Origin of the sequence: Arthrobacter sp. TB 26, from assembly GCF_000427315.1 — a bacterium.
Classification (GTDB): Bacteria; Actinomycetota; Actinomycetes; order Actinomycetales; family Micrococcaceae; genus Arthrobacter.
Genome location: NZ_AUPJ01000146.1, coordinates 28700 through 48655 on the forward strand (window position 1 = coordinate 28700; position 19956 = coordinate 48655).

General features: G+C 63.3%; 13 protein-coding genes and 3 pseudogenes. 6 read left to right on the forward strand and 10 right to left on the reverse strand.

Going from position 1 to position 19956, the window contains the following annotated elements; translation table 11 throughout:
• Positions 1 to 214 precede the first annotated feature (214 nt).
• The 3 genes and pseudogenes from K789_RS0104675 to K789_RS24395 all read right to left on the reverse strand — a co-directional run.
• A complete protein-coding gene (locus K789_RS0104675) occupies positions 215 to 1342 on the reverse strand; it encodes an LLM class flavin-dependent oxidoreductase (RefSeq protein ID WP_029704508.1) in 1128 nt (375 codons plus the stop codon).
• Between the two features lie 187 nt (positions 1343 to 1529).
• Positions 1530 to 3305 carry an FAD-dependent monooxygenase gene (locus K789_RS0104680; RefSeq protein ID WP_024365746.1) on the reverse strand — a complete coding sequence of 592 codons (1776 nt, stop codon included), beginning with the start codon at positions 3303 to 3305 and terminating at the stop codon, positions 1530 to 1532.
• 354 nt (positions 3306 to 3659) lie between these two features.
• Positions 3660 to 3874 (reverse strand): annotated as a pseudogene (locus K789_RS24395) (IS110 family transposase); the annotation flags it as partial.
• Positions 3875 to 5661: 1787 nt separating this feature from the next.
• Here K789_RS24395 and K789_RS23890 point away from each other — a divergent pair.
• The 4 genes from K789_RS23890 (at position 5662) to K789_RS0104705 (ending at position 8973) form a co-directional block, all read left to right on the forward strand.
• A complete protein-coding gene (locus K789_RS23890; RefSeq protein WP_024365747.1) occupies positions 5662 to 6222 on the forward strand; it encodes a DUF7010 family protein in 561 nt (186 codons plus the stop codon).
• An 81-nt stretch (positions 6223 to 6303) separates the two neighbouring features.
• Positions 6304 to 7236, forward strand: coding sequence for an alpha/beta fold hydrolase (locus K789_RS0104695; protein ID WP_029704509.1), 933 nt, complete (start codon positions 6304 to 6306; stop codon positions 7234 to 7236).
• A gap of 85 nt (positions 7237 to 7321) precedes the next feature.
• A complete protein-coding gene (locus K789_RS23895) occupies positions 7322 to 8248 on the forward strand; it encodes a CPBP family intramembrane glutamic endopeptidase (protein WP_029704510.1) in 927 nt (308 codons plus the stop codon).
• Between the two features lie 128 nt (positions 8249 to 8376).
• The gene (locus K789_RS0104705) at positions 8377 to 8973 is read left to right on the forward strand and encodes a DUF3267 domain-containing protein (RefSeq protein WP_024365749.1); all 597 of its coding nucleotides are present in this window, start codon (positions 8377 to 8379) and stop codon (positions 8971 to 8973) included.
• A 1336-nt stretch (positions 8974 to 10309) separates the two neighbouring features.
• Here the strand turns inward: K789_RS0104705 and K789_RS24400 are convergent.
• From K789_RS24400 to K789_RS0104720, 4 genes and pseudogenes are all read right to left on the reverse strand, one after another.
• Positions 10310 to 10537, reverse strand: a complete 228-nt coding sequence (locus tag K789_RS24400) for an integrase core domain-containing protein (protein WP_035739164.1) — start codon at positions 10535 to 10537, stop codon at positions 10310 to 10312.
• Positions 10492 to 11244, reverse strand: coding sequence for an IS3 family transposase (locus K789_RS22335; RefSeq protein ID WP_128081560.1), 753 nt, complete (start codon positions 11242 to 11244; stop codon positions 10492 to 10494). Before K789_RS22335 ends, K789_RS24400 begins: the two co-directional genes overlap by 46 nt.
• A 14-nt stretch (positions 11245 to 11258) precedes the next feature.
• Positions 11259 to 11489 (reverse strand): annotated as a pseudogene (locus tag K789_RS26035) (transposase); the annotation flags it as partial.
• A 122-nt stretch (positions 11490 to 11611) separates the two neighbouring features.
• The gene (locus tag K789_RS0104720; protein WP_192815728.1) at positions 11612 to 12505 is read right to left on the reverse strand and encodes an SRPBCC family protein; all 894 of its coding nucleotides are present in this window, start codon (positions 12503 to 12505) and stop codon (positions 11612 to 11614) included.
• Positions 12506 to 14426: 1921 nt separating this feature from the next.
• Here K789_RS0104720 and K789_RS0104730 point away from each other — a divergent pair.
• On the forward strand, positions 14427 to 15743 hold the full coding sequence (locus K789_RS0104730) for an ammonium transporter (protein WP_084507255.1): 1317 nt from the start codon (positions 14427 to 14429) through the stop codon (positions 15741 to 15743).
• 548 nt (positions 15744 to 16291) lie between these two features.
• A pseudogene (locus tag K789_RS26040) lies at positions 16292 to 16543 on the forward strand (IS110 family transposase); the annotation flags it as partial.
• Positions 16544 to 17141: 598 nt separating this feature from the next.
• On the opposite strand, the gene K789_RS26045 reads toward K789_RS26040, so the two are convergent.
• The 3 genes from K789_RS26045 to K789_RS0104745 all read right to left on the reverse strand — a co-directional run bounded on the left by K789_RS26045 (position 17142) and on the right by K789_RS0104745 (position 19046).
• The gene (locus tag K789_RS26045; protein ID WP_237739517.1) at positions 17142 to 17651 is read right to left on the reverse strand and encodes a DUF1206 domain-containing protein; all 510 of its coding nucleotides are present in this window, start codon (positions 17649 to 17651) and stop codon (positions 17142 to 17144) included.
• Complete coding sequence (locus K789_RS26050; protein WP_237739518.1) at positions 17641 to 17859, reverse strand: DUF1206 domain-containing protein; 219 nt, start codon at positions 17857 to 17859, stop codon at positions 17641 to 17643. The genes K789_RS26045 and K789_RS26050 overlap by 11 nt, the downstream gene beginning before the upstream one ends.
• Before the next feature lie 449 nt (positions 17860 to 18308).
• Positions 18309 to 19046 (reverse strand): GAF and ANTAR domain-containing protein, encoded by a 738-nt coding sequence (locus K789_RS0104745; protein ID WP_024365754.1) that lies wholly within the window; start codon positions 19044 to 19046, stop codon positions 18309 to 18311.
• Between the last annotated feature and the right edge of the window lie 910 nt (positions 19047 to 19956).

Consider the following 19956-nt stretch of genomic DNA (forward strand, 5'->3'; position numbering starts at 1 on the left):
TTCTCGATTCTGGTACGGGGTGCCGCTGGGTGGGCAACTGGATCTAAATTGTCGTGGCGTCGCGCAACGCGTTCGCCGATTGGCTGAGACACGCCGGTGGCGGCCGACTACCTCGGCTCTGGTGGCCGGCGGTGCGTGGTGCAGTGACGGCCACCGGCGGCCACGCTCCAGGAAAAGGTCGCGGGCCGCCGGGCGGTACGAAAGGCTAAGTGGCCTAGCGGGTCTCGGCCAGCTCGGCGGCGTTTACCCGAGGCAGGACCTCCGTGGCCAGAAGCTCCAGCGAGCGGAACCACGCGTCCTTGCGGTCTTCGTAGTCCATGGCTTCCACGAGGAGCGTGCCGAAGCCGCCGGAGTCCCGTTGCATTTCCTCCAGCTTCCGCGTGACCGTCTCGACAGAACCGACTATGAACATGTGCTCGATGAGGTAGTCGAGCGTCAAATCGTCATCTGTTACGGAGTCGTCGTGCTTCCAGTTGTCCGCGATACCGCCGAGGTTCTTGAATACGGGCAGCAGCTGGTCGCGGTAGAAGCGGCCGTAGAAGCCGTTTCGGACGTTCTCGAGCGCCTCTTCGTCGGTGTCGGCGACGAACACCTCCCGTGCGATTCGCCAGTCGTCCCGGTTCGCGACTCGACCGGTCTTCCGGGCCCCGCGCTCAACCGTCTCCCAGTGCCCGGCCATGAATCGGTTGTTCATGTTCAGCGAGATGGGCAGGTACCCCATTTCTCCGGCCCATTCGAGTGACGGGGAATTGGGGCTCAGCCCCGACACAGCGATTGGCGGGTGCGGGTCCTGGAAGGGGTGGAGGTGATCACCGAGCGTTCCGGGAACAGCGGCGAAAGCATCGGGAGCGACCTTCTCACACGTCCAGTACTTGCCCTCGTACCGCCACGGGCCCGGTTCGGTCCAGTACTTGACCATGATTTCGACTGCCTCGCGGTTCATATCGCGGTGCTCTCCCGTTACACCATCAATGCCGAACATCTTGAGGTCGCTTGGTACTGACCCAGCGCCGAACCCCACCATGTAGCGACCCTCGAGCAGTTGGTCTTGGTAGGAAATGCGCGCAGCGAGCTCGGCCGGATGGTGGAAAGGCGGGAGGAACGTGCCGGCGCCGAGCTTGATGTTCGTCGTTTCGCGCGCGGCGGTCTGAAGGATGAGGTCAGGCGACGGCACTGGCTCCCAAATGTGGGTGTAGTGCTCGCCGTACCAAATCTCCTCGAAGCCAAGTGCATCGGCATGCTTGATGACGGAAATGTCCCAGTCGAACATCCGCTTGTAGCCGCCCAGCTCTTGGGTGCGCTCCGGAGGATGGGCCGGTGCAAAAAATAGTCCGATTTTCACGTATATCTCCTTTGATGATGTGATTTTTTGGCTACTGCTCAGTGAGCCTCAGTCGACTAGCGTCGGCATCGAGGACTCGGAGCGGGTGAATATGACGCGACGCTGCATGCCTAAGGGCATCGGTGACGTCGCTGGTCTTCGTTGGCGATTCCGAGAATTCAGGTTGCCCGGAATCGACTTCTGCTACTCAGCGCGATCCCGCGAGCTGCGGAATGGATGCGGGGGCTAGAATCTGGCCGAGCGCACGCATGAGTGCGTGGGGCGCTTCCGTCGTGTACTCTCCCAATCGCCAGGCGACGTGACGGTCCGGTCGGATCAGAACGCAACCGCTCTCACCGACTTCCCGTCGTTGGGCCCATTCACCGTAGAGGTCGCGGAAGCCATCGGGATGCCCAATGAGGTGGACGTCAATTTCTACTCCCGTGGCTGCGCTTGCCGCAGCTGCCGCATCACGCCAGCCCTCGCCCCCGAAGCCGGTGAGCAGACAGAAGCGCGCCCCCTTGACGAGGTCAAGCGTTGAACATTCTGTGGCACCGCGTCCCACGCGAGCGTGCGGCACGCGCGCTCCCGGTCGAGTCGTAGGCCGGTAATAGAGCTCCGAATCCACATCGGGTACCGGCTGCGGCGTTTGGTCATCCACGATCGCGCCAGTCTCGTAGCGATATCCTAGTTCGACCCCGTGCGCATTGAACTGGTAGTTCGTCTGCGCGATAGCCCTGCGGAGTAACTCGCGGCGGCGATCACCGATCGGTCCGGACGCGGTGAGCTCGTCGAGGCGGCACTGGCCCTCGGCGACGCTCTGCCCGGGTTCGTATCCGAGCGCATCCGAAACGGCGGCGAACTCCCTGCGGCTCTGGAGAGCGCGGGCAACCCCCGCCGCACCGATTGGTTGGCGCTCCCTCGAGTACGTGTCCAGCAGCCCTGGCTCGGCCTGATTTTTCAGTACGAGCGCCAGCTTCCACGCCAGGTTGAAAGCATCCGCTACCGACATGTTGAGACCGAGCCCGTTGGCGGGCGGATGGCGGTGCACCGCGTCACCCATGCAGAAGACACGCCCAGTCCCATACGTCGGAGCGACCTGCGCATTGACGATCCACGGAGCGCTTCCTAGTATCTCCACTTCGACGTCGTCCTCGCCGATGAGGGCACGGACCCGCGCGGCAAGGGTTGCATCATCGAATGCCGTTGGGTCCTCGCGCTCCGGGTCGTAATTGATCGCGAGGACGAACTCTGTATAGGGCCGGTGGCAGATCAGCGTCCCGAGACGTCCCGTAGGGAGTGGGCCAGGAGCCAAGTTCCAAGCGAGCACGCCCGGCCGATGCGCCAGGTACTTGGTGAGGTCGGCGCGGAACCAGATGTTCAGCGCGTGAGCGATCGCGGTTTCTCCTGCAACCGTGAGGCCGGCCTGCGACAGTACCGTGGCCCTGGCTCCATCCGCCCCGACCAGGTACCGAGAACGAACGAGTAGGGTCTCGCCGGTCACAAGGTCTTTCACGGTGCTGACGACGCCGCGGTCGTCCTCCTCGTGCGACTCGAACTCGTGCCGCACCCGCACATCGCATCCAGCCTCACGCACCGCGTCCATCAGCAGCGGCTCGAAGACAGTTTGCGGACAGTTGAGCATCGGGCTCGGGCTCGCCGCGGCGTAATCCCCGGCACGCTCGTGACCGGTGCCCCACGCCTCGAGACGTCCGACCTCGGGCGCCGCGAGCGTCGTAATCCACAGGTTGTTGCGCATCAGATCGGGTGGCGTCGCGACCTCAAGAAGACGACCGTCCACCCCCAGATGCCGCATGATCTCGACGGTCCGCTGGTTTACGATGTGTGCCCGTGGAGTGTGCGCCGTGCCCGCATATTTCTCGACTAGTAGGCACTCGATCCCGTATTGGCGAAGCGCCAACGCGGTGGTCAGACCGGCTGGTCCAGCACCAACGATCAAAACGGGCACATCGATTTCTTGCATCAGGTTGCTCCCAGAATTCCTCGTGCGTTTGACTCAGGTCATGGCGGCGAACACAGTCTCCGAGCCGCCATCGCTGCCGGTCGTGGCCGTCCGTGCCATTGCCTAAAGCCTCACACGAGGGGTAAATGCTGACTAGACGCTGAATTGATCTCACCCATGCACACATTTCCGAATCACGCGTTCTTCTGGCTCTATCTTCCGAGTGGACCGGCTGTGCCGTACCGACCAGTCGTCACCTGTTTGATACAAGTACAACGACCGTAATCTAGCCAGATTAAGCACAGACCTCATCCTCCAGTCGACCCTCCTGAAGGTTTCGTCAGCACCCTCGACGTCCCTGAGAAGCCTTGCCTGGTCGACCGCGCGCAGGGTGTGCGGCATCGCCCTGGCCGTCTCGGCGATGATGAACGCGTCACGGGCATCGGTTTTTGATTTCCCGGATACAAGTCCGCCGCTTTGCGCATCGCCAGCCCCTGCAAATAGGCGACGTCGCAGCCGCAGCCGCAGCCGCAGCCGCAGTCCCGGGCCACTGCCACGGGCAGCGCGCCAATCGTGTTCGGTGGATGAACCGCGCCCTGCGGGCGCGGGGCGCGACTGGTTGTCCAAAAAAATGGTGTTGGCACGGTTACCCGGTGGCGAGTTCCGTGCCGGGGGCAGCGTGCCGCGTACGCCGGTCATGCGGCTGTCGGCTGATCGAACCATGAGGGGGTGAAGGGAGGTGTCATCGCCATGAAGAGACTAAGGGCGAAGAGTCCCGCGCGACTTGTCCAGGAGTCCGCAGCGACGTGGGTATGATCCGGTTGCGGCCGCGCGGGGTCTCCTCCTGCAATCAGGTTTCTCAGGGCAAAGAAGTGCCATACCCATCTCGAAGCGGGGTGCGGGAGTTTGGGGGAGGCCTTCCGGGGGGGAATTGGGGGTGTGGACAGTGTCCACACTTTGGGTCTCGGACTGGACCGTACTGACGCCGGAGTGGGCGGGTTTCCGTATGTTTCCGCGGGTTCCCAGTGTTTGCAGGGGCTGGAATGCAGTTCGAGTCCCACCTCGGGCACAGTGTTTTGCTGGTCAGGGGCGTGGGCCTCAGGGTGTACACAAAATGTTCAATTTTTGGGCCCCTCAGGGGCTTTTTTGTTGGTGGCCGTTGTGGCCGGCGGCTCCTTCTCTTGATTTCCGGCAGCGGTGGCGTTGCTTACTCGTTCATGGCCGGGAACGCCTGGAACGGCATGACTGGACGTTGGGCTGGCGAGCGTCGCTGCCTTTGCTAGTTGCATTTCTTCATGTCATGACTGTTCATGGCGACGTTGCCCGGTAAGCGCATGACTTGATACGTCTTGTTGACGGTCAGGCTGCTAGCGCTATCTTGAGCCCGCGGCGTGCCCGGTCGTCACGGGTGAGTCCCTTTCTTCCGGACGGTAAGGTCTTGGTTCGTGGATACGCGGGCGTATCCGATGAGGAGCCCGACCATGGCTCTGAATGGACCGTTTAGCCACCCCGTCACCGGGCATTTTTATCGGACGGGTCTGAAGGGAACCTGGTGGCTGCGGAAATTCGGCGATAGTAATCCGGGTATTTTGAGTGGCCTTTGCGCCGTCGAACGACCGGCTACGGGCGGTCGCCCAGTATCCACGTTCGCGTTAGTGGAGGCCCCTTCGCTTGGGCAGCACGCGCTGACTTCCCTCGAAGATGCGTTCGGTATCGGCTTTACTGTTGGCAAAGGGGGCGGGAGGCGCTTACAGATGACGAGGTCCAGCGCTGAGACTGAATCACAGAGGTCCAGGGCATCGGCCAGGCGCCGTTTCTCGGCGTGCCGGGCCAGCGCGCTGAGCTTGGTGCCGGAGGCCCTGGTGACATGGCCAGACTGGTGGCCGCCCTCCCGAGGGCGCCAGGAGTTCGCGTCGCGAGACGTATCTGGCTTCCTGGGACCTGACGGTGCCGGCAAGTTAGCGACGATACGGCTACCGCTCCGACTTATCGGCTCTTCACTTCGGGCAGTACGCGGGTGTTCGACATGGAGCCGTTGGCTGAACCGGGTTTGAGTAGCCCGCAGGGAAATCGCGGCTGTCTCCGGGATGTGGGTCTCTGGCCGAACCCGAATGCCACTGGGTCTCCGCGCATATCTCGGCCCGGGCGAGTCGCCGCGTGCCCTAACAGAAGTACTTGTGGTTGCGAGCACTACGGCAGGGAACCACCACACTCTCGTGGTCTAGAGTGAGGACCAGCGGCCGCACGGCCGAACATTGGGGGATGAATCATGGTCGAAGCGCACGGGCCCGATGACAGGTTCAGGATGGATTTCGAGTCCATCGCGAACATCAAAAGGGTTCCGGTGGAATCCGTCCAGACCGGCAGGGTCGAATAGGTGTCGATAGCCGAAGCTCAACGCGATGTGCGCCGAGTTTATGCGGGAGGGTTCTACGGCCAGTTGGTGTCCGGGGCCGTGTGGCTGGGGGCCGCCGCGGCGGCCACATGGTTCTCTCCTCCAGTTGCTGTCGGCGTACTTTTCTTCGGTGGGGTGCTGATCTTCCCGCTGACGACGCTCGTCATTCGGCTTTCCGGACGTCCTTCGTCGTTGCCGGCGGGGCACCCGATGGCGGGCTTGTCGATGCAGATAGCGTTCACGGTACCGATCGGCTTTGTGGTGGTTGTGGCGATGCTCGGCGGTCGCAGTGAACTGTTCTTTCCGGCGAGCATGGTCATTGTCGGGGCGCACTACCTCCCTTTCGTCTTTCTCTACGGCATGCGCCTGTTCGCTGTCCTGTCCGCGGCGATGGTCGTGATAGGCGTTCTTTTCCTGTACGGGATGCCCGTCCCGTCCGCCGTCGGCGGATGGATTACAGGTGCCCTTCTCGTGGCCTTTGCCTTCCTGCTTCGCGCGTCAGCCCATTCCTTGGAGAACACTGCGTCAACCGGGGGACGCTGACGTGGCGACTCCGGCCCCTGCCGGGTGCTGGCCGTCGGCTGTCATCGGACGGACTCTGCTGGCACCACGTGCGGAGGGCGTATGAGGAAGCTGCTGCGGATCCTCGGTGTCGTTGGGCTCGCTGCTGTGGTGCTGGTGGGGGTTTCGAGCGTGAGCAACCTGGTCTTGGGTGCGTACGAGACGGCGAATGTCCACCCGTATGGCGAGAGGGTCAGCATCGATGGCGGCCAGATCAACGTATCCGTGACAGGGGAGGGCGAAAAGACCGTGGTGCTGCTTGGCGGCTACGGCACCGCATCCCCGGTATTGGACTTCACACCCCTGATCGGCGAGCTCGACGACGCCTACACCGTGGTCGCGATCGAACGGTTCGGATATGGCTACAGCGACCTGGATGTCACCCAGCGAACCGTCGCGAACATCTCTACCGAGCTCCATGACACGCTCTCGAAGCTGAATGTGAAAGATTCCTACGTCCTGATGGCCCACTCCCTGGCGGCAATCTACAGCCTCGACTACGTGAACCGTTTCCCTGGGGAGGTATCAGCCCTCGTCACCATTGACGGGACCGTTCCTGAGGACTTCGCCGTAGCGCCAAGGACGGGAGGGTGGGAGCGGTTCCTTTCGATAACGGGCTGGGTGCGGTGGATGACCGCACTCGACCCGGCAATCACCACACCATCAGCCCCCGTCGGGGTCTACTCCGAGCGGGACATCGAGCAGATCCGGTTGATGACGATCCGGAACTATGCGAACCCGGCGGTGATCGATGAGAACAACAGGTCCGCAGAGAACTTCGCCGCCGTGGGCGGATTAGGGTACCCCACCGGGCTTCCAGTGTTGGCGTTCCTCTCGCAACAGCTCATCGACGCCAACACGGAGTGGCGCCCCGCCCATGCGCAGCAGCTGGAATCCCTGGATCGTTCGGAACTCGTGGTGCTCGATGGCGGTCAATACTTGCACTGGACGCATTCCCGGGAAATGGCTGAACAGCTCAGACGGTTCCTCGGATGAGCACCGTCAACGGCCCTCGGTTGCTCACAGCGTCACTCCGGTGGCACCGTCCACCGGCGCCGATCGATGAGAAGCAAGGGCAGATATGACTATCACGGCGTCGCCGACAATTTTTCGCGGCAACATTATCCATGCGCTGAAACTGGCCGCTGCCTCGCGGTGTGCGTGGTTCTTCGCGGCGGTGTGGCTCGCCTCCGTCCTTGTGCTCGGCGTGGGAGGGCACGACATCCCGGCGGCCGGCATCGTAGTCGGCTCGGTCCTGCTCCTGCTCAGCCTGCTCGTCACCGGAGCCACCGAGCCTGCAATGGCCGTGATCGTCGTTGACGGCCCCGCACGCCGCCGTGTGTGGGCGCATCTCGGGCTGGTCGCGGTCTTTATCGCCCTCACCGGGTGGAATAACCTCGCCTTCCACAACGTCATCGACGGCAACGCAAACATCCCATTGTGGACCCCGCTGGTCGAATGGCTCCAGCGCCTGGGCGAACAGTGGTTCGGCGAGAGCCTTGGCAACTTCGTGGCCAACCCGGTCACCTACGTGCTCATTCCCCTCGTCGTGCTACTTCTGGCCGGCGCGCGGCTGTCAACCCTGGGCTTCGGGAAGGGCCACCGGGTGGGACGGGCGCTGCTGATCTGCTGCGCGATGCCGCTCGTCTGGTTCACGTACACCCTGATCAGCGGGCAACTGACAATCGTTAGGCTTTTGGGCAGCCTCGCATCCAACGTCATGCAGAATGGCTTCCTCGAGGAGTTTCTGTTCCGGGGGATTCTGCAAACGCGTCTGCGGCTGCTAGCCGGGCCGGGTTGGGCGCTGGTTCTTCAGGCGCTCGTATTCGGCGTATGGCACCTCGGGTCCGGCTTTGCCAACACCGGTCATGCCGGGCTCTTACCTGCCATCGCCGTCACCATCGTCCAGCAATCGCTCATAGGACTCGCGTTGGGGATCCTATTTGAGCGAACACGCAACTTGCTCGTCCCCTCCGTCGTGCACATCGCCCTCAATAGCATGTCATGAGGCTCCGCAGCGGGCCCCGCGCACCCCCACCACACCCGTCCGGCGTCGTTCGGGAAATGAGGGCTCCCTGCTACCGGCCGCACACAGACGATTAGCCTGAAATCGAACGGACTTCCAAGGAGACAAATATGAGCCATCAGTCCAGTTTGCGGGACACCGTCGAATTGCCGTCCACCTACCGCAAGCACATGACAGTCGACCTCAAGAAGGACAGAAAGTTCGCCGTCGCAGTCCAGGGGATCTTCGTACTTGTGGTTCTCCTTGCCGTAGTAGCCGTGCTGCTATTTGATCTGCTCCCGGCCACATCCTGGGGTCCCGCCGTAACCATCCCCGTGACGCTGGCCGCTTGCTTTGCATATATGGCGGTCCACGAAGCGACGCACGGGGTCGCCCTACAGTTGTTGACCAAGGTGAAGCCCTCATACGCGGTGCGGTTCCCCTTCCTGACCACCGGAAACCATGCCTACCTCACTCGCCGGAGCACGGTAATCGTAGCCGTGGCCCCAACAGTCATCTGGGGAATAGTGCTGGTGATAGCCCTGCTCACACTCCCGCCGGACTATCTGCTGAGCGCATACATCCTCCTGACACTGAACTTCGCCGGATCGGCCGGAGACTTCGTGGAGGTCTGCGTCGTGTCACGGCAGCAGCGGGACGCGCTCGTCAAGGACGACGGAAATCAGATCCACGTGTTCGTGCCGGGAAGGTCCCGTTTGGCGAACTGAAGCTCACCACAATAGGGCGTCTACCACTTTGGGTCCGCTACTTCCTACGGTCGAGACTTTGGCGAGACACCAAGTCTTGATGGTCTCTTCCGGGTTCTGAGGGACACAGCCGGGGCACGCGGCTGTTGGCCGATCGGACCATGAAGGAGATGAAGGGAAGTGGAATCGTTATGCAGTGCCTGGAACCCGCAGCGCCGACACAAGGCATCCGGTGCGCTGCCGTCCGCAGGACGGTTGGGCCGGTGGAGCGGGCACGTACGATCCATAAGGACAGCAGCAAAAAAGAAAAGAAAAAGCTTGTACCGCCCGAGCGCAGCGAGGCCCGATCTGGTGCTGTCAACCGCGCGCAAAGGCTTGTTGCCCGGCGGTCAGCCGTACTTGTCGGGTGCGGCTGACCGTCGGGCATTGAGGAGGCGCAGCGTCGGTGCGGCATATGAAGGAGTGGCCAAAAGGCGCATAGTGGGACGATGACAAGTTCTTACGACCGGGGCGGCTCCATTAGCACCGGGGCGTCCCGGGCACATATCGAACGCGCGCTCGTGGGTTATGGGGCGACGGATGTTCTTTTCAGTCAACGTGGAGACCGGAGCGCTATCGCGTTCAGGGGCGATGGGAGACAATTCCGCCTCGTCGTCTCCTTGCCGCAGCCGGGTGGAACCCCGTCAATCCCGGGGGACACTGCGGAGGGTCCGCTCCGCGAAGCGAAGGCAAAGATTCTCGAACGCGCCACCCGCAGGTTTTGGCACGCCCTGGCCCTGTCAATAGATGCCAAGCTCGGCGCCGCGGCGGCAGGCACGGCCACCCTTGAATCTGAATTTTTGGCGCATGTTGTGCTGCCCGGCAACCGAACAGTTTTCGACGAACTCGAACCGATCATCGACTCGGCTTACCGGTCCGGCCGGCATCCCTCATTCGGCGCTTCGGCCCCGTCTGCCCCCGCTGCCGAACCGCGCAACTCCGCGGACTCCCCGAACCCGCGCGCGATGGCGGGGCCGACAGTCCCCGACCCTGCGCAGGCGCAGTGGCTTCAAAACCTGTCGCCTCAGGGCGTGGGCAGAATCCTGCACAACATGGCCCAAATTCTCGGCGATCGCGACAATTTCACCCGTCGGCAGATGCTGGAGGTCATCGACCATGAACTGTGGCGGGATCGGCGCGGTGAGGGCCCGGCGGCACATCATCTGAAGCTTGTCGGGTACGCCATTCGAGCCTCGATGCCCCGCCCCGTCCATGGATCCGAAAGGCCATCTCCGGCTCCACCGGCTGTCGGTCGCTAGGGAGGATCCGGACCAGTTTTGTTGGAGGCTGTGAGACAACCGGTTGGTTTCTTTTTGGGTTAGGCGGCCGCGGGTAGCGGCTGGTTGTTGGTCTTGAAGTGGGCCATTGCTGTTGCCGGCGGCAGCTCGTCATTGTTGGTGTGGGGCCGCCAGCGATTGTAGAACACCTCGATGTAGCGCATGGTTGCTCGGCGGGCGTCCTGCCGTGTGGCGAAGTTGTGGTGGTGGTAGAACTCGTTCTTCAGGGATGAGAACGCCGAATCGGCGACGGCATTGTCCCAGCACACCCCGGTGGCCCCGTGGACTGGCGCACTCCGTTGCCGGTGCACCAGGCGCCCATTTCCCGGGAGGTGTATTGGGTGCCGCGGTCGCTATGGAATACCGCGTCCGGGGCCGGGTGTCCTCGGTCCCGGGCCATCGCCAGCGCGCCCGTGACGAGGGAGGCGCGCATGTGGTCGGCCATCGCCCATCCAACGATCATGCGGGTGCACAGGTCGATGACGGTGGCCAGATACAGCCAGCCCTCGCCGGTGCGCCGGTAGGTAATATCCCCGATGAGCTTCGTCCCGGGGGTATCTGAGGTGAAGTCCCGGCCGATGAGATCGGCAAAAACCTTGTCCGGGTCCGAGGGGATGGTCGTGCGTTTGAAGGCGCGCATCCGCTTAGCCGCCCAGCCGTTCTCCGCCATGATGGCAGCGACCGTCCCCACGGAAACCTCCACACCCGCAGCGGCGAGTTTGGTGTGGACCATCCGATGGCCGAAGATCCCGTCCGAGGAATCGAACATCGCCTTGACCAGTCCGGTCAGCTCCCGGTGGCGGGCAGCCGTCGGTGATTCTTCGTGGTCCAGCCAGCGGTAATACGAGGCCCGCGGAATGCCCAGCCGGGCGCACATCCAGGTGACAGGAAATTCGGCGTTCTTATCCTGAACAAGCCGGTAGAGGCCCTCTGCCGTTGTTCTTTGGCGAAGAACGCCGAAACTTTTTTCAGGAATTCATTCTCCCTTTCCAGCTCCCGCAGCCGCGCCTCCAACGCCTTGTATTTCGCGGGATCCACCGGATCATCAGGCTTGCCGCCGGCCCCGGCCTCTCCCTCCCGATGCAGCTGCACCCACCGCTTCAGCGCGGTCACGGAGATCCCCAGCTCGGGGGCAACCGAAGCGGGCGAACGGCCAGAGGAAATGACGAGATTCACGGCATCGGCCTTGAACTCATCGGAATAACTGGGACGGGAAGACATGGGCACAATCCTTTCAAACTGTGTCTCACATCAGTAGTACACCTCAGTCGCCGGGCGTTGATGCTTCTCCTGACGCCGGAGGCGTTACCGGCCGGCAGTCGGCGTTTGTCCCCGCAGTGGTGCTAGGACTGCCCGCCGGCTGCTTCCGCAGTGGCTTTGATGTGGGCTAGGAGTTCGGCCTGGCTGCGCTCTGAGATCTTGATGACGAGGGAGTCAACCGCGGCCTCCGCCCAGTTGGCCGGGACGACGTCGGACCGCATCCTGAGCAGGGTCCCGCCGTCTTTCGGCGCCATTGCCACGTTGAAGACAGGACCCAACGCCGCCTTCGACGTGAAGTGCTCGCCCGGAACGAACTCAGTGTACTCGTGCGTCGTCTTGATCGGGAGGCCAAGGACCTTCCACGCGGCCTCGAACGTTGTCCCCACGCCCTGGGGCGAGGGCTTGTAATTGGTGATCTGGACCTCGGGTCCCAGCCACACGGTCGGATCCTTCACCAGATCGAACACGCGCTGCACCGGGGCGTTGATGCTGATTTCGCCGGACAACGTCAGCGTATGGGGGAGCTTCGCCATCTCGGCCTCGGTGACTGCCTTCACACCGCTCTCCACCAGGCTTTTAATGTTGGCCACCAAGGCGTCGATGTCGCCTTCGGACCACCTGGCAAAGATCGCCTGAACCGGCACCCGCACGAACGGCGGGTGGATGTCGAAGCTCTGTTCAACGCTAAGTTCCGTGCCCGCGGCCACCGGCTCGAGTGAGAAGGTGAGCACCGGACCCACCGAGGCCTTGGACACGATGCGCTTTTGGGGAATCACTTCCAGATACTCGTGTGTCACAGACATGTTGATGCCGAACATCTTGGCGGACCACCGCGCGGAGGTGCCGACTCCGTCAGGCTTGAGGTTGACTTCAGTGACCTCGGAGTCACCGGGGAACGCGAGCATCCAATGTGTCGGATCGTTCAGGAAGGAGAACACCTTCTCCGCCGGCGCATCGATCGTTACGCTCCGAATCACGTTGTCCACCATTGTTCATTCTCCTATCGGGCAGACTCATCAACCGGACAGTTGACAGTTCCAGTGAAGTCGAAAGGCATGTGGCTACCCAGAGGAAAAGGTCCCCCGCACCCTGGTGGCGGATTCATCGCAATCCACTGCAGCTCGGGAACTAAGAGGCCGATAACGGATCTTCCGTCGTTTTGGGAACTGATGGTTTTGCTGGTTGTTGCATCAAAATGTTCACAGAAGAGGGTGTGCACAATGTGCACACCCTGGGCTTCAGATCGGGTCGTACTGGTGCCGGACGGGCCCGGATTGCGGATGTTTTCGGGGGAGTGGCGGAAATTCAAGGGCTGGAACCCGGTTCGAGTCCCACCTCGGGCACAGCGTTTCCGCAGGTCAGGGGCCTTTCTTGTGTTTCTTCGTGTGGACGGTGTCCACACTCTTGCCTCTGATCTGATGTTTCGGGTGTGTGGGGTCCCGGAAACGGCCTCTTCGGTTGTCCAGGGCAGCGGCTGCCTACGGGGGACCGGGTACCGCCCCGTGGGGTCTCTTCTGGGCGTTCATCCTCGTTCGTCCTTCCGTTGGGTTTTCGCGTTCACTAGTTCATGGTGGCCAGGCCCGCGTACAACATGACTTGCTGATTGCTCTTTGGATGGATCTGGGTTTGCGACCGGTCCGGAATTTCCGCGCTGATACCTGTTCACGCAGGAATGCGGAGGGAACGGCATGACATGGCAACTGATCATGAGCTCGCTGAGCCTGACCAGTCGGTAGGCGGGGCCGTCCTCGAGGGCGATGTGCAGGAACTCGTGGCTTTGCGCCATGGCCTTCCGGCCAGTTAGCCCGCCGCCGCAGCCATCTTTTCCCGTCATCGCCGCATCCGGCTTCCGGGTATCGGGCGTCGCTGTTCTCGCTGTTTGCCGGGGGAGCTGGCCACGTTGCCCTCAATGAGTCCCGACGATCTCGGACTTCCCGGCGTCAACGACTGCTGGGCGGCCAACGCGGCGACGACCCAGACCGGCTCTTTATCGATCGCCTGTGCGATAGCGGCGATCGTTCGTGGATACGAGGGTGTATCAGATGAGGAGTCCGGTCGTGGTCACCACCGGCAGCAAGGCCGGGAACCCTGTCATGCCCATCGACCAAACCCAGACCCAGATCAGAACGACCCCGCCCCATCAAACACCACCGGTGGATCGAGGCTAAGGCCCCATCTCTTTCTTCGTCAAGCTTCTTCATGGCATCGCCGATGTAGCCGCCCAGTCCGTCAAAGACTGCCTCAAAACATTCGGCCAGGTGTATGACCTGCGCGGGAGTAACGGCCATTGAGCCGGTATAACCGGCACCAGTGGATTTATTATGCGTCCGCTTCATCACCACAGCCGTCTCACTTCCGGCATCCTGAAACAACTATTCGCCATGCAGCATCAAGTTCCGCTGAGGGGTGAGCGTCTCTATGTCGTGGCACACTGTCTGGAAGTTTCTGCTCCCTCACACTTACGCAACGCCTTCAGGAGCTGCGCCCCGCTCCTTGACCAATCTCCGCTGGGTGGGATCAGATCAGGATGCTGCAACACAATGAGCTCCCCAGCCGCTCCCTCGGCATCTGCCACAGCCAGAACTCGGAATCCCGCGGTTCACCGCATATTTCTCCCGATCCCCCGCGGGCCCCCGCCATTCCGGGGATCCGGCCCCGCATGGGTGCACCCGTAAGGGTTGACGGAGAGGCCCCGTTAACATTCCCGAAACATGGCTGTCACGTGATCTTCACGCCGCGGCGATTCCTGTAACGTGCCCGCAACTTTTCTCCCCCTTAACCGAAACATGGCGCGGCGAAGATTGAATCCGGATCGGGGGGGCCGGCGGCGACATGTCCCGGTATGGCGGTACGACAGGAAGGGACACGCAGGTGGAACTCACTGCGGGAAGCATCTGGATGATGGTCTCGGCGGCACTCGTGCTGCTCATGACCCCGGCGCTCGGCCTCTTCTACGGCGGAATGACCCGGGCCAAGGCTGCGCTCAACATGATGATGATGAGCTTTGTCTCTGTCGGGATCGTCGGCGTCGTCTGGGTCCTGTGGGGCTATTCCATGACCACCGGCACTGGCATCCTCGGCGTGGTCGGCGACCCGTTCACCAGCTTCGGGCTGAGCAACATCGTCGGTTCGCCGGACCTGATCAAGGCCGGCTACAGCGCAACCTTCGCCATCATCACCGTGGCCCTGATCAGCGGCGCCATCGCTGACCGGACCAAGTTCACCGCCTGGGCCATCTTCGTCCCCATCTGGATCACCGCCGTGTACTGCCCCCTCGCCTTCATGGTCTGGGGTGGCGGCCTCATGAGCGCCGGCGGAGCGGTCAGTTCCGTTTTCGGCCAGGTCATCGACTTCGCCGGCGGCACCGTCGTTGAGATCAGCTCCGGCACGGCGGCACTCGTTCTGGTACTGATCCTGGGAAACCGGCACGGCTTCGGCAAAGACCCGGCCCACCGCCCGCACAACATTCCGTTCGTCATGCTGGGCGCGGGCATCCTGTGGTTCGGCTGGTTCGGCTTCAACGCCGGCGCCGCCGCCACCGTCCAGCAGGCGGGCCTGATCTGGATCAACACCCTGGCCGCCCCGGCCGCAGCCGTCATCAGCTGGCTCGTGACGGAGAAGATCCGGCACGGCCACCCGACCTCCCTCGGCGCGGCGTCCGGCGCCGTCGCCGGTCTGGTCGCGATCACGCCCTCGTGTGCCAACATCAGCCCCCTCGCCGCACTGGGCCTGGGCCTGCTCGCCGGCGCGGCCTGCGCCGTGTTCGTGGACTTGAAGTACAAGTTCGGGTTCGACGACTCGCTCGACGTCGTCGGCGTCCACCTTGGCGGTGGCCTCCTCGGCACCCTGGCACTGGGCTTCATCGCCCTTCCGGTCAAAGGCGAAGGCGGGGGCCTCCTCTACGGCGGCGGCCTCCACCAGCTCGTCGCGCAGACTGTCGCCGTGCTCATCACGGTTGTCCTGTCCGGGCTCGGAACGGCCGTGATCGGCCTCGCCATCCACAAGACACTCGGATTCCGGGTCAGCCACGAGGACGAGATCGCCGGCGTGGACCGCTCCGAACACGCCGAGAGCGCCTACGCCTTCGCCGAACTCGCCCTGAGCCGGTTCAACCCCTTCGGGCACCATGGCCACGCCCCGCACTCCACGCACACGGCGGCGCCCGCCCATGCGATCCGGGCAGCCCAGCGCGAGAAGGTAGACAGCCTCGTCTGACGCACCGACGCGATGGAGAGGACGACGGCGGGACCTNCCTCCCGCCGTCGTCCTCTTTCGTTGCCATGGTTCGCTGCCCCGGTCCACTGCCCGGGCGGCTGCGGCCCCGATCAGGATGCCGGGTGCGTGAGCGTCCGCGGGTACATGGGGTGTTCTGGTTGGGGAAGTCCGCCAAGAACAGGTTCACGCGGTTGACGATTCCCAAGTGCAAGCGCAGGACCCGCCAACTCCGGGGCACACCTGCGTCGACTACCGGGGCCTGGACAAGAACGGTCGTGCATTCGTGCGGGACGCTTTGGCCGACTACGCTAACGCGCATAAGGTTCAGTACGCTCCCTGACACTGGGAGCAGGGTGCGGCGTCAGCTCCGCCGAAGGACCGTCTATTATTCCTGTCGGAACCTAGAAGAAGCCCTCCAGAGCCTCGACTTCCGCGGCGTCGAGAAGTTCTGCGGCGTCGGCCCCGGTGGTCCGGGCCAAGTCGTCCAGGGATTTGAAGTGGACCCGGGCGAGGGTTATGGCCCCCAGTTCGACGTACGCGAGGCCGTTGCCGGCACCTCCATCCGAGGAGAATTCCCTGCCCGCTCGGGCAACAATGAACTCAAGAATGCACTCTTCCGATCCGCATGGATAGCCTCCTGCCACGATCCCGTGTCCAAGACCTACTACGAGCGGAAACGCGCCGAAGGGAAGAATCACAACGCCGCCGTCATCTGCCTTGCCCGCCGCCGCTGCGACGTCCTCTTCGCCAAGCTCAAAACGGAACCTTACTACCTGGAAAAAACTCCTGAGACAGCTTGACCAAAAGCATAGGGATACCCCCGGGCCGCAGAAGTCTGCGAAGAGTTGCATGCGGCTGGTCCGCCCTGACCTGCCGCTGGCGTTGAATGTGTGCGGCGGTTACAGGGGTCTTCCGGATACTCATTCACTCCTCGGACCGGAAATCAGGCGACGATGCTCATTCCCATACGACTACCGTGACGGGCTGCCGGTCCGGACTAGCACCCTTCATCCAGGTGGCCCATCAGCTGAACGCATGACGGGGGCCGTACATCGGGCGAATCCAGTGCGGGACGGTGCGGCGTCGAGCCGTCCATGTCAGTGCGAAGGTGAGCGGTTGTCAGATTTCCGGTCCCCGGCTCATATCAGTGATGCGGGCCGCTTTGTCCTGGAATCACCGGCGGCCGCATTGATCTGAATCCGGGGCGTGAACAGCGGCGTTCCGGAAGATCGGCACGGTTCACGTCTGCACCGCGAAGATCGTCTCCGGTGAGGACTGCTGACCTTCCCGCCGCCCGGTCCCGTCGGCTGTCGGCGGTCTCGTGATTGTTGCCGTCCCGGGCGGCCCGGCCGTTCCCCCTCACGTCGATGAAGCAAGAGCCGGCCGCGCCGGGGCGGTTTACATCCGCGCGAATTTGGCCTTAACCATCAGGTAAAGGCCGTAGCAGATCAGGCCGGCGCCGACGGCGGTCAGCATATATACCCCGTAGGGCTGCTCGCGCAGCGCCTTCAACCCGCCGTCCAGGCCAGTGGACTCCTGGGGGCGGGCGGAAACGGTGGCAATGATGAACAGCAATCCCACCAGAAACAGGGCTATGCCCTCGGCTATGTAGCCGACCACGCCCAGCCCCGTAATAACGGGCCGGCCGGCGCCCGAGGGCGGCAGCCGCAGATCCTTCTTGAACGATGCCCTGAATCCGAGGACCATGAAGACAATGCCGACGATGGCGACCGCGGCCCCGATGGCGATCAGCAGCAACGGACCCCCGGGTGCTTTCATGATGGAGACAGTGAAATCGCTGGTGGACTGTCCGCTGTTCTTGCTGTTTTCACTCGCGGACGCAGCGAACGTCAGAGCCATGACGGCGAACACCACCGCCTTGCCGCCCGCGGAAAGTCTATTCCCCACCTTCTTTTTGGCCCCCCAGCTGACCGTAGCCGAACACGGCGTTGTCGGTTTGCCAGAGCGCCAAAGCCACGCAGGCGGCGAATCCGGTCCACGGCAGCAGCAGTCCCTCGGGCTGTCCGGCGATTTGGGCCACGGCGCCGCCCTGGTCCGCCTGCCCGGCATTGCCGAAGGCCAACTGGATGGCGACGGTGCCGGTCAGAATGTGCAACAGGCCGCTGACGGCAAACCTGCCCTGGCGGCGATCACGAGGGCCCTGGAATTCGAGGCCTCCGATCCTTCGTGCAAGCGCGCGCAGATGCCGTGGTGTGTAACACGCCCATTTTGTCACGTGAGCCTACGCTCACACAGGCCCGGTCTGAGCCAGCGAAGACAGCCGGTACCATCGTCTGTTTCCCGGCCGCGGCCCGGATTGCTTCGCGTGAAGAGGTACGGCATGCGAACACACCAGACCATCCCCGGGGCTTCGTCTCGGCGCGATCCCTGCAACGCTGCGTCAACACCGAGGCGGCGACGGCCGCCCTGACCGGACATGGCACACTTCTCCGCGGCGCTGGTCCTGGGAGAGCCGGCCGGGGCGAGGGCAAATCTCGCGCAGGGTGACTCGTGGGGACACCCGGTGCGTGTTGTTTGGAAGAGCGGGGAAGTCAGGGTTGTCTTTCAGGCTTCGAACCGGGCGCCTGGCGGCACGTTGCCGGAGAGCCCGAGTAGCAGTTCTTCGGCGACGAGATGCAGTTTTTTGTTCCGGCTGTTTGAGGCCCGGGTCAGGATGGCGAAGGCCGCTTCCTGGCTGCAGCGGTTTTGGGCCATGATGGCCCCGCAGGCGAGGTCAATCGTTGACCGGCTTATCATGGCGGCTTTGAGGTCTTCGGCCAGAAGCTGCGCGGTTCCTATCCGGACAGCCAGGCGCAACGCGTCGCCGGCGATCCTGGCGAAGTCTTCGGCGATGGCGATGGACGCCGGGGTGAAGGCACCGGCGGCCGGAGCGAACAGGTCAAGCGCGGCCCAGGAATCTTTGCCGAGCTCGAGCGGGATTCCGAGGACGGCGTGGTAGCCGCGGGCCGTGAGTTCGCGTTGGAAATCGGGCCAGCGCGGGTCGCCGTTGACGTCGTTGAGCAGGACCGTGGTGTTGGTTTCCAGTGCCAGCATGCACGGGCCGGCCCCGAGGGCCTGCTCGATCTGGTCCAGGGCGCGTGCTTCCTCGCTGCTTCCGGCGATCGTGATGGTGCGCCGGCGCCGCCGCAACGCCACGGCGCACTCGACCGGATGGCCGATGGCCGGGCTGATGGTCCGGGCCGCGAAGAGCGCCAGTTCGTTCAAGAACTCGCTCACCGTGCCAGATTCCGTGATGAGGTCCTGAAGTTCTGAGACGGCGGATTCATCGGAAGGACTTGTCATGGCCTCAGGATACGACGCACGGGGTCCCGTGTGTGCCGTTTTCATATCCGGTTGTCCGGCCTGACGCTGATCTTGCATCGACCGGCCGTGGCGGCTTCAGCCCTGGGCCATCAGCAGGTCTCCGTACGCGAGCTGCACCGTGGTGTGTGGGATTCTGCCCACGCCCGGACGGCTGACAGGTTCTGAGCGACTGAGGCTGCCCCGGGTCGAGGACTGCCGGCTCCGCTATCGCGCGCGGATGTGGGAAGCCTGCGGAGATGCGCGGTTCTAGAGCGGGCAAAGACGGGGCCGCATCGCCGAACGAGGGCTGCCGCCCGGACCGGTAGGCAGTGGCGATGACCGGTAGGCAGTGGCGATGACCGGTTCGAGCTGGTCGACTACAGACCGGATCCCAGGGAAAACCACTTGGGCCAAAACACAGGATGAGACCCTCTGCCGATCATTACTTGGCGTCCCGTTCCTGAACAGAAGTCCACGGCCCTGGGCGTATAGTCAGCAGACGGTCAAGACGCGGCCATGGAACTCTCTCGTGGAGCTGCCATGCCTGAATCTTCCCCTCCTCGTTCCGCCGCCCAGCGCGCACCCGCCCGCCAAAGCGCCGCCTTGGCCCAGGCACCTTCCGGGGCCGGCACCCTTGAACTCGTCAGGGTCGAGGGTGGCAGAATCCTCATACGGATCCTGGACGGGACCGGAGCAGTACTTGCCCTCTCACCGTCCTGTCCGGATACGGCCGCCGCGCTGGAAGGTGTTGAGGCTCCGCGGGAATACGCTGCCACCTCTCACATCTCGGACCGGACCGGCCCTCACTCCGAAGCCACCCGTCTCCGGCCGGACGGCCGGTCCGTGAACGAACCCCTGCCACGTGGCGGGGCCCGTAGCCGGCCCGGCCAGGACCTGCCGGCCCCTTCCT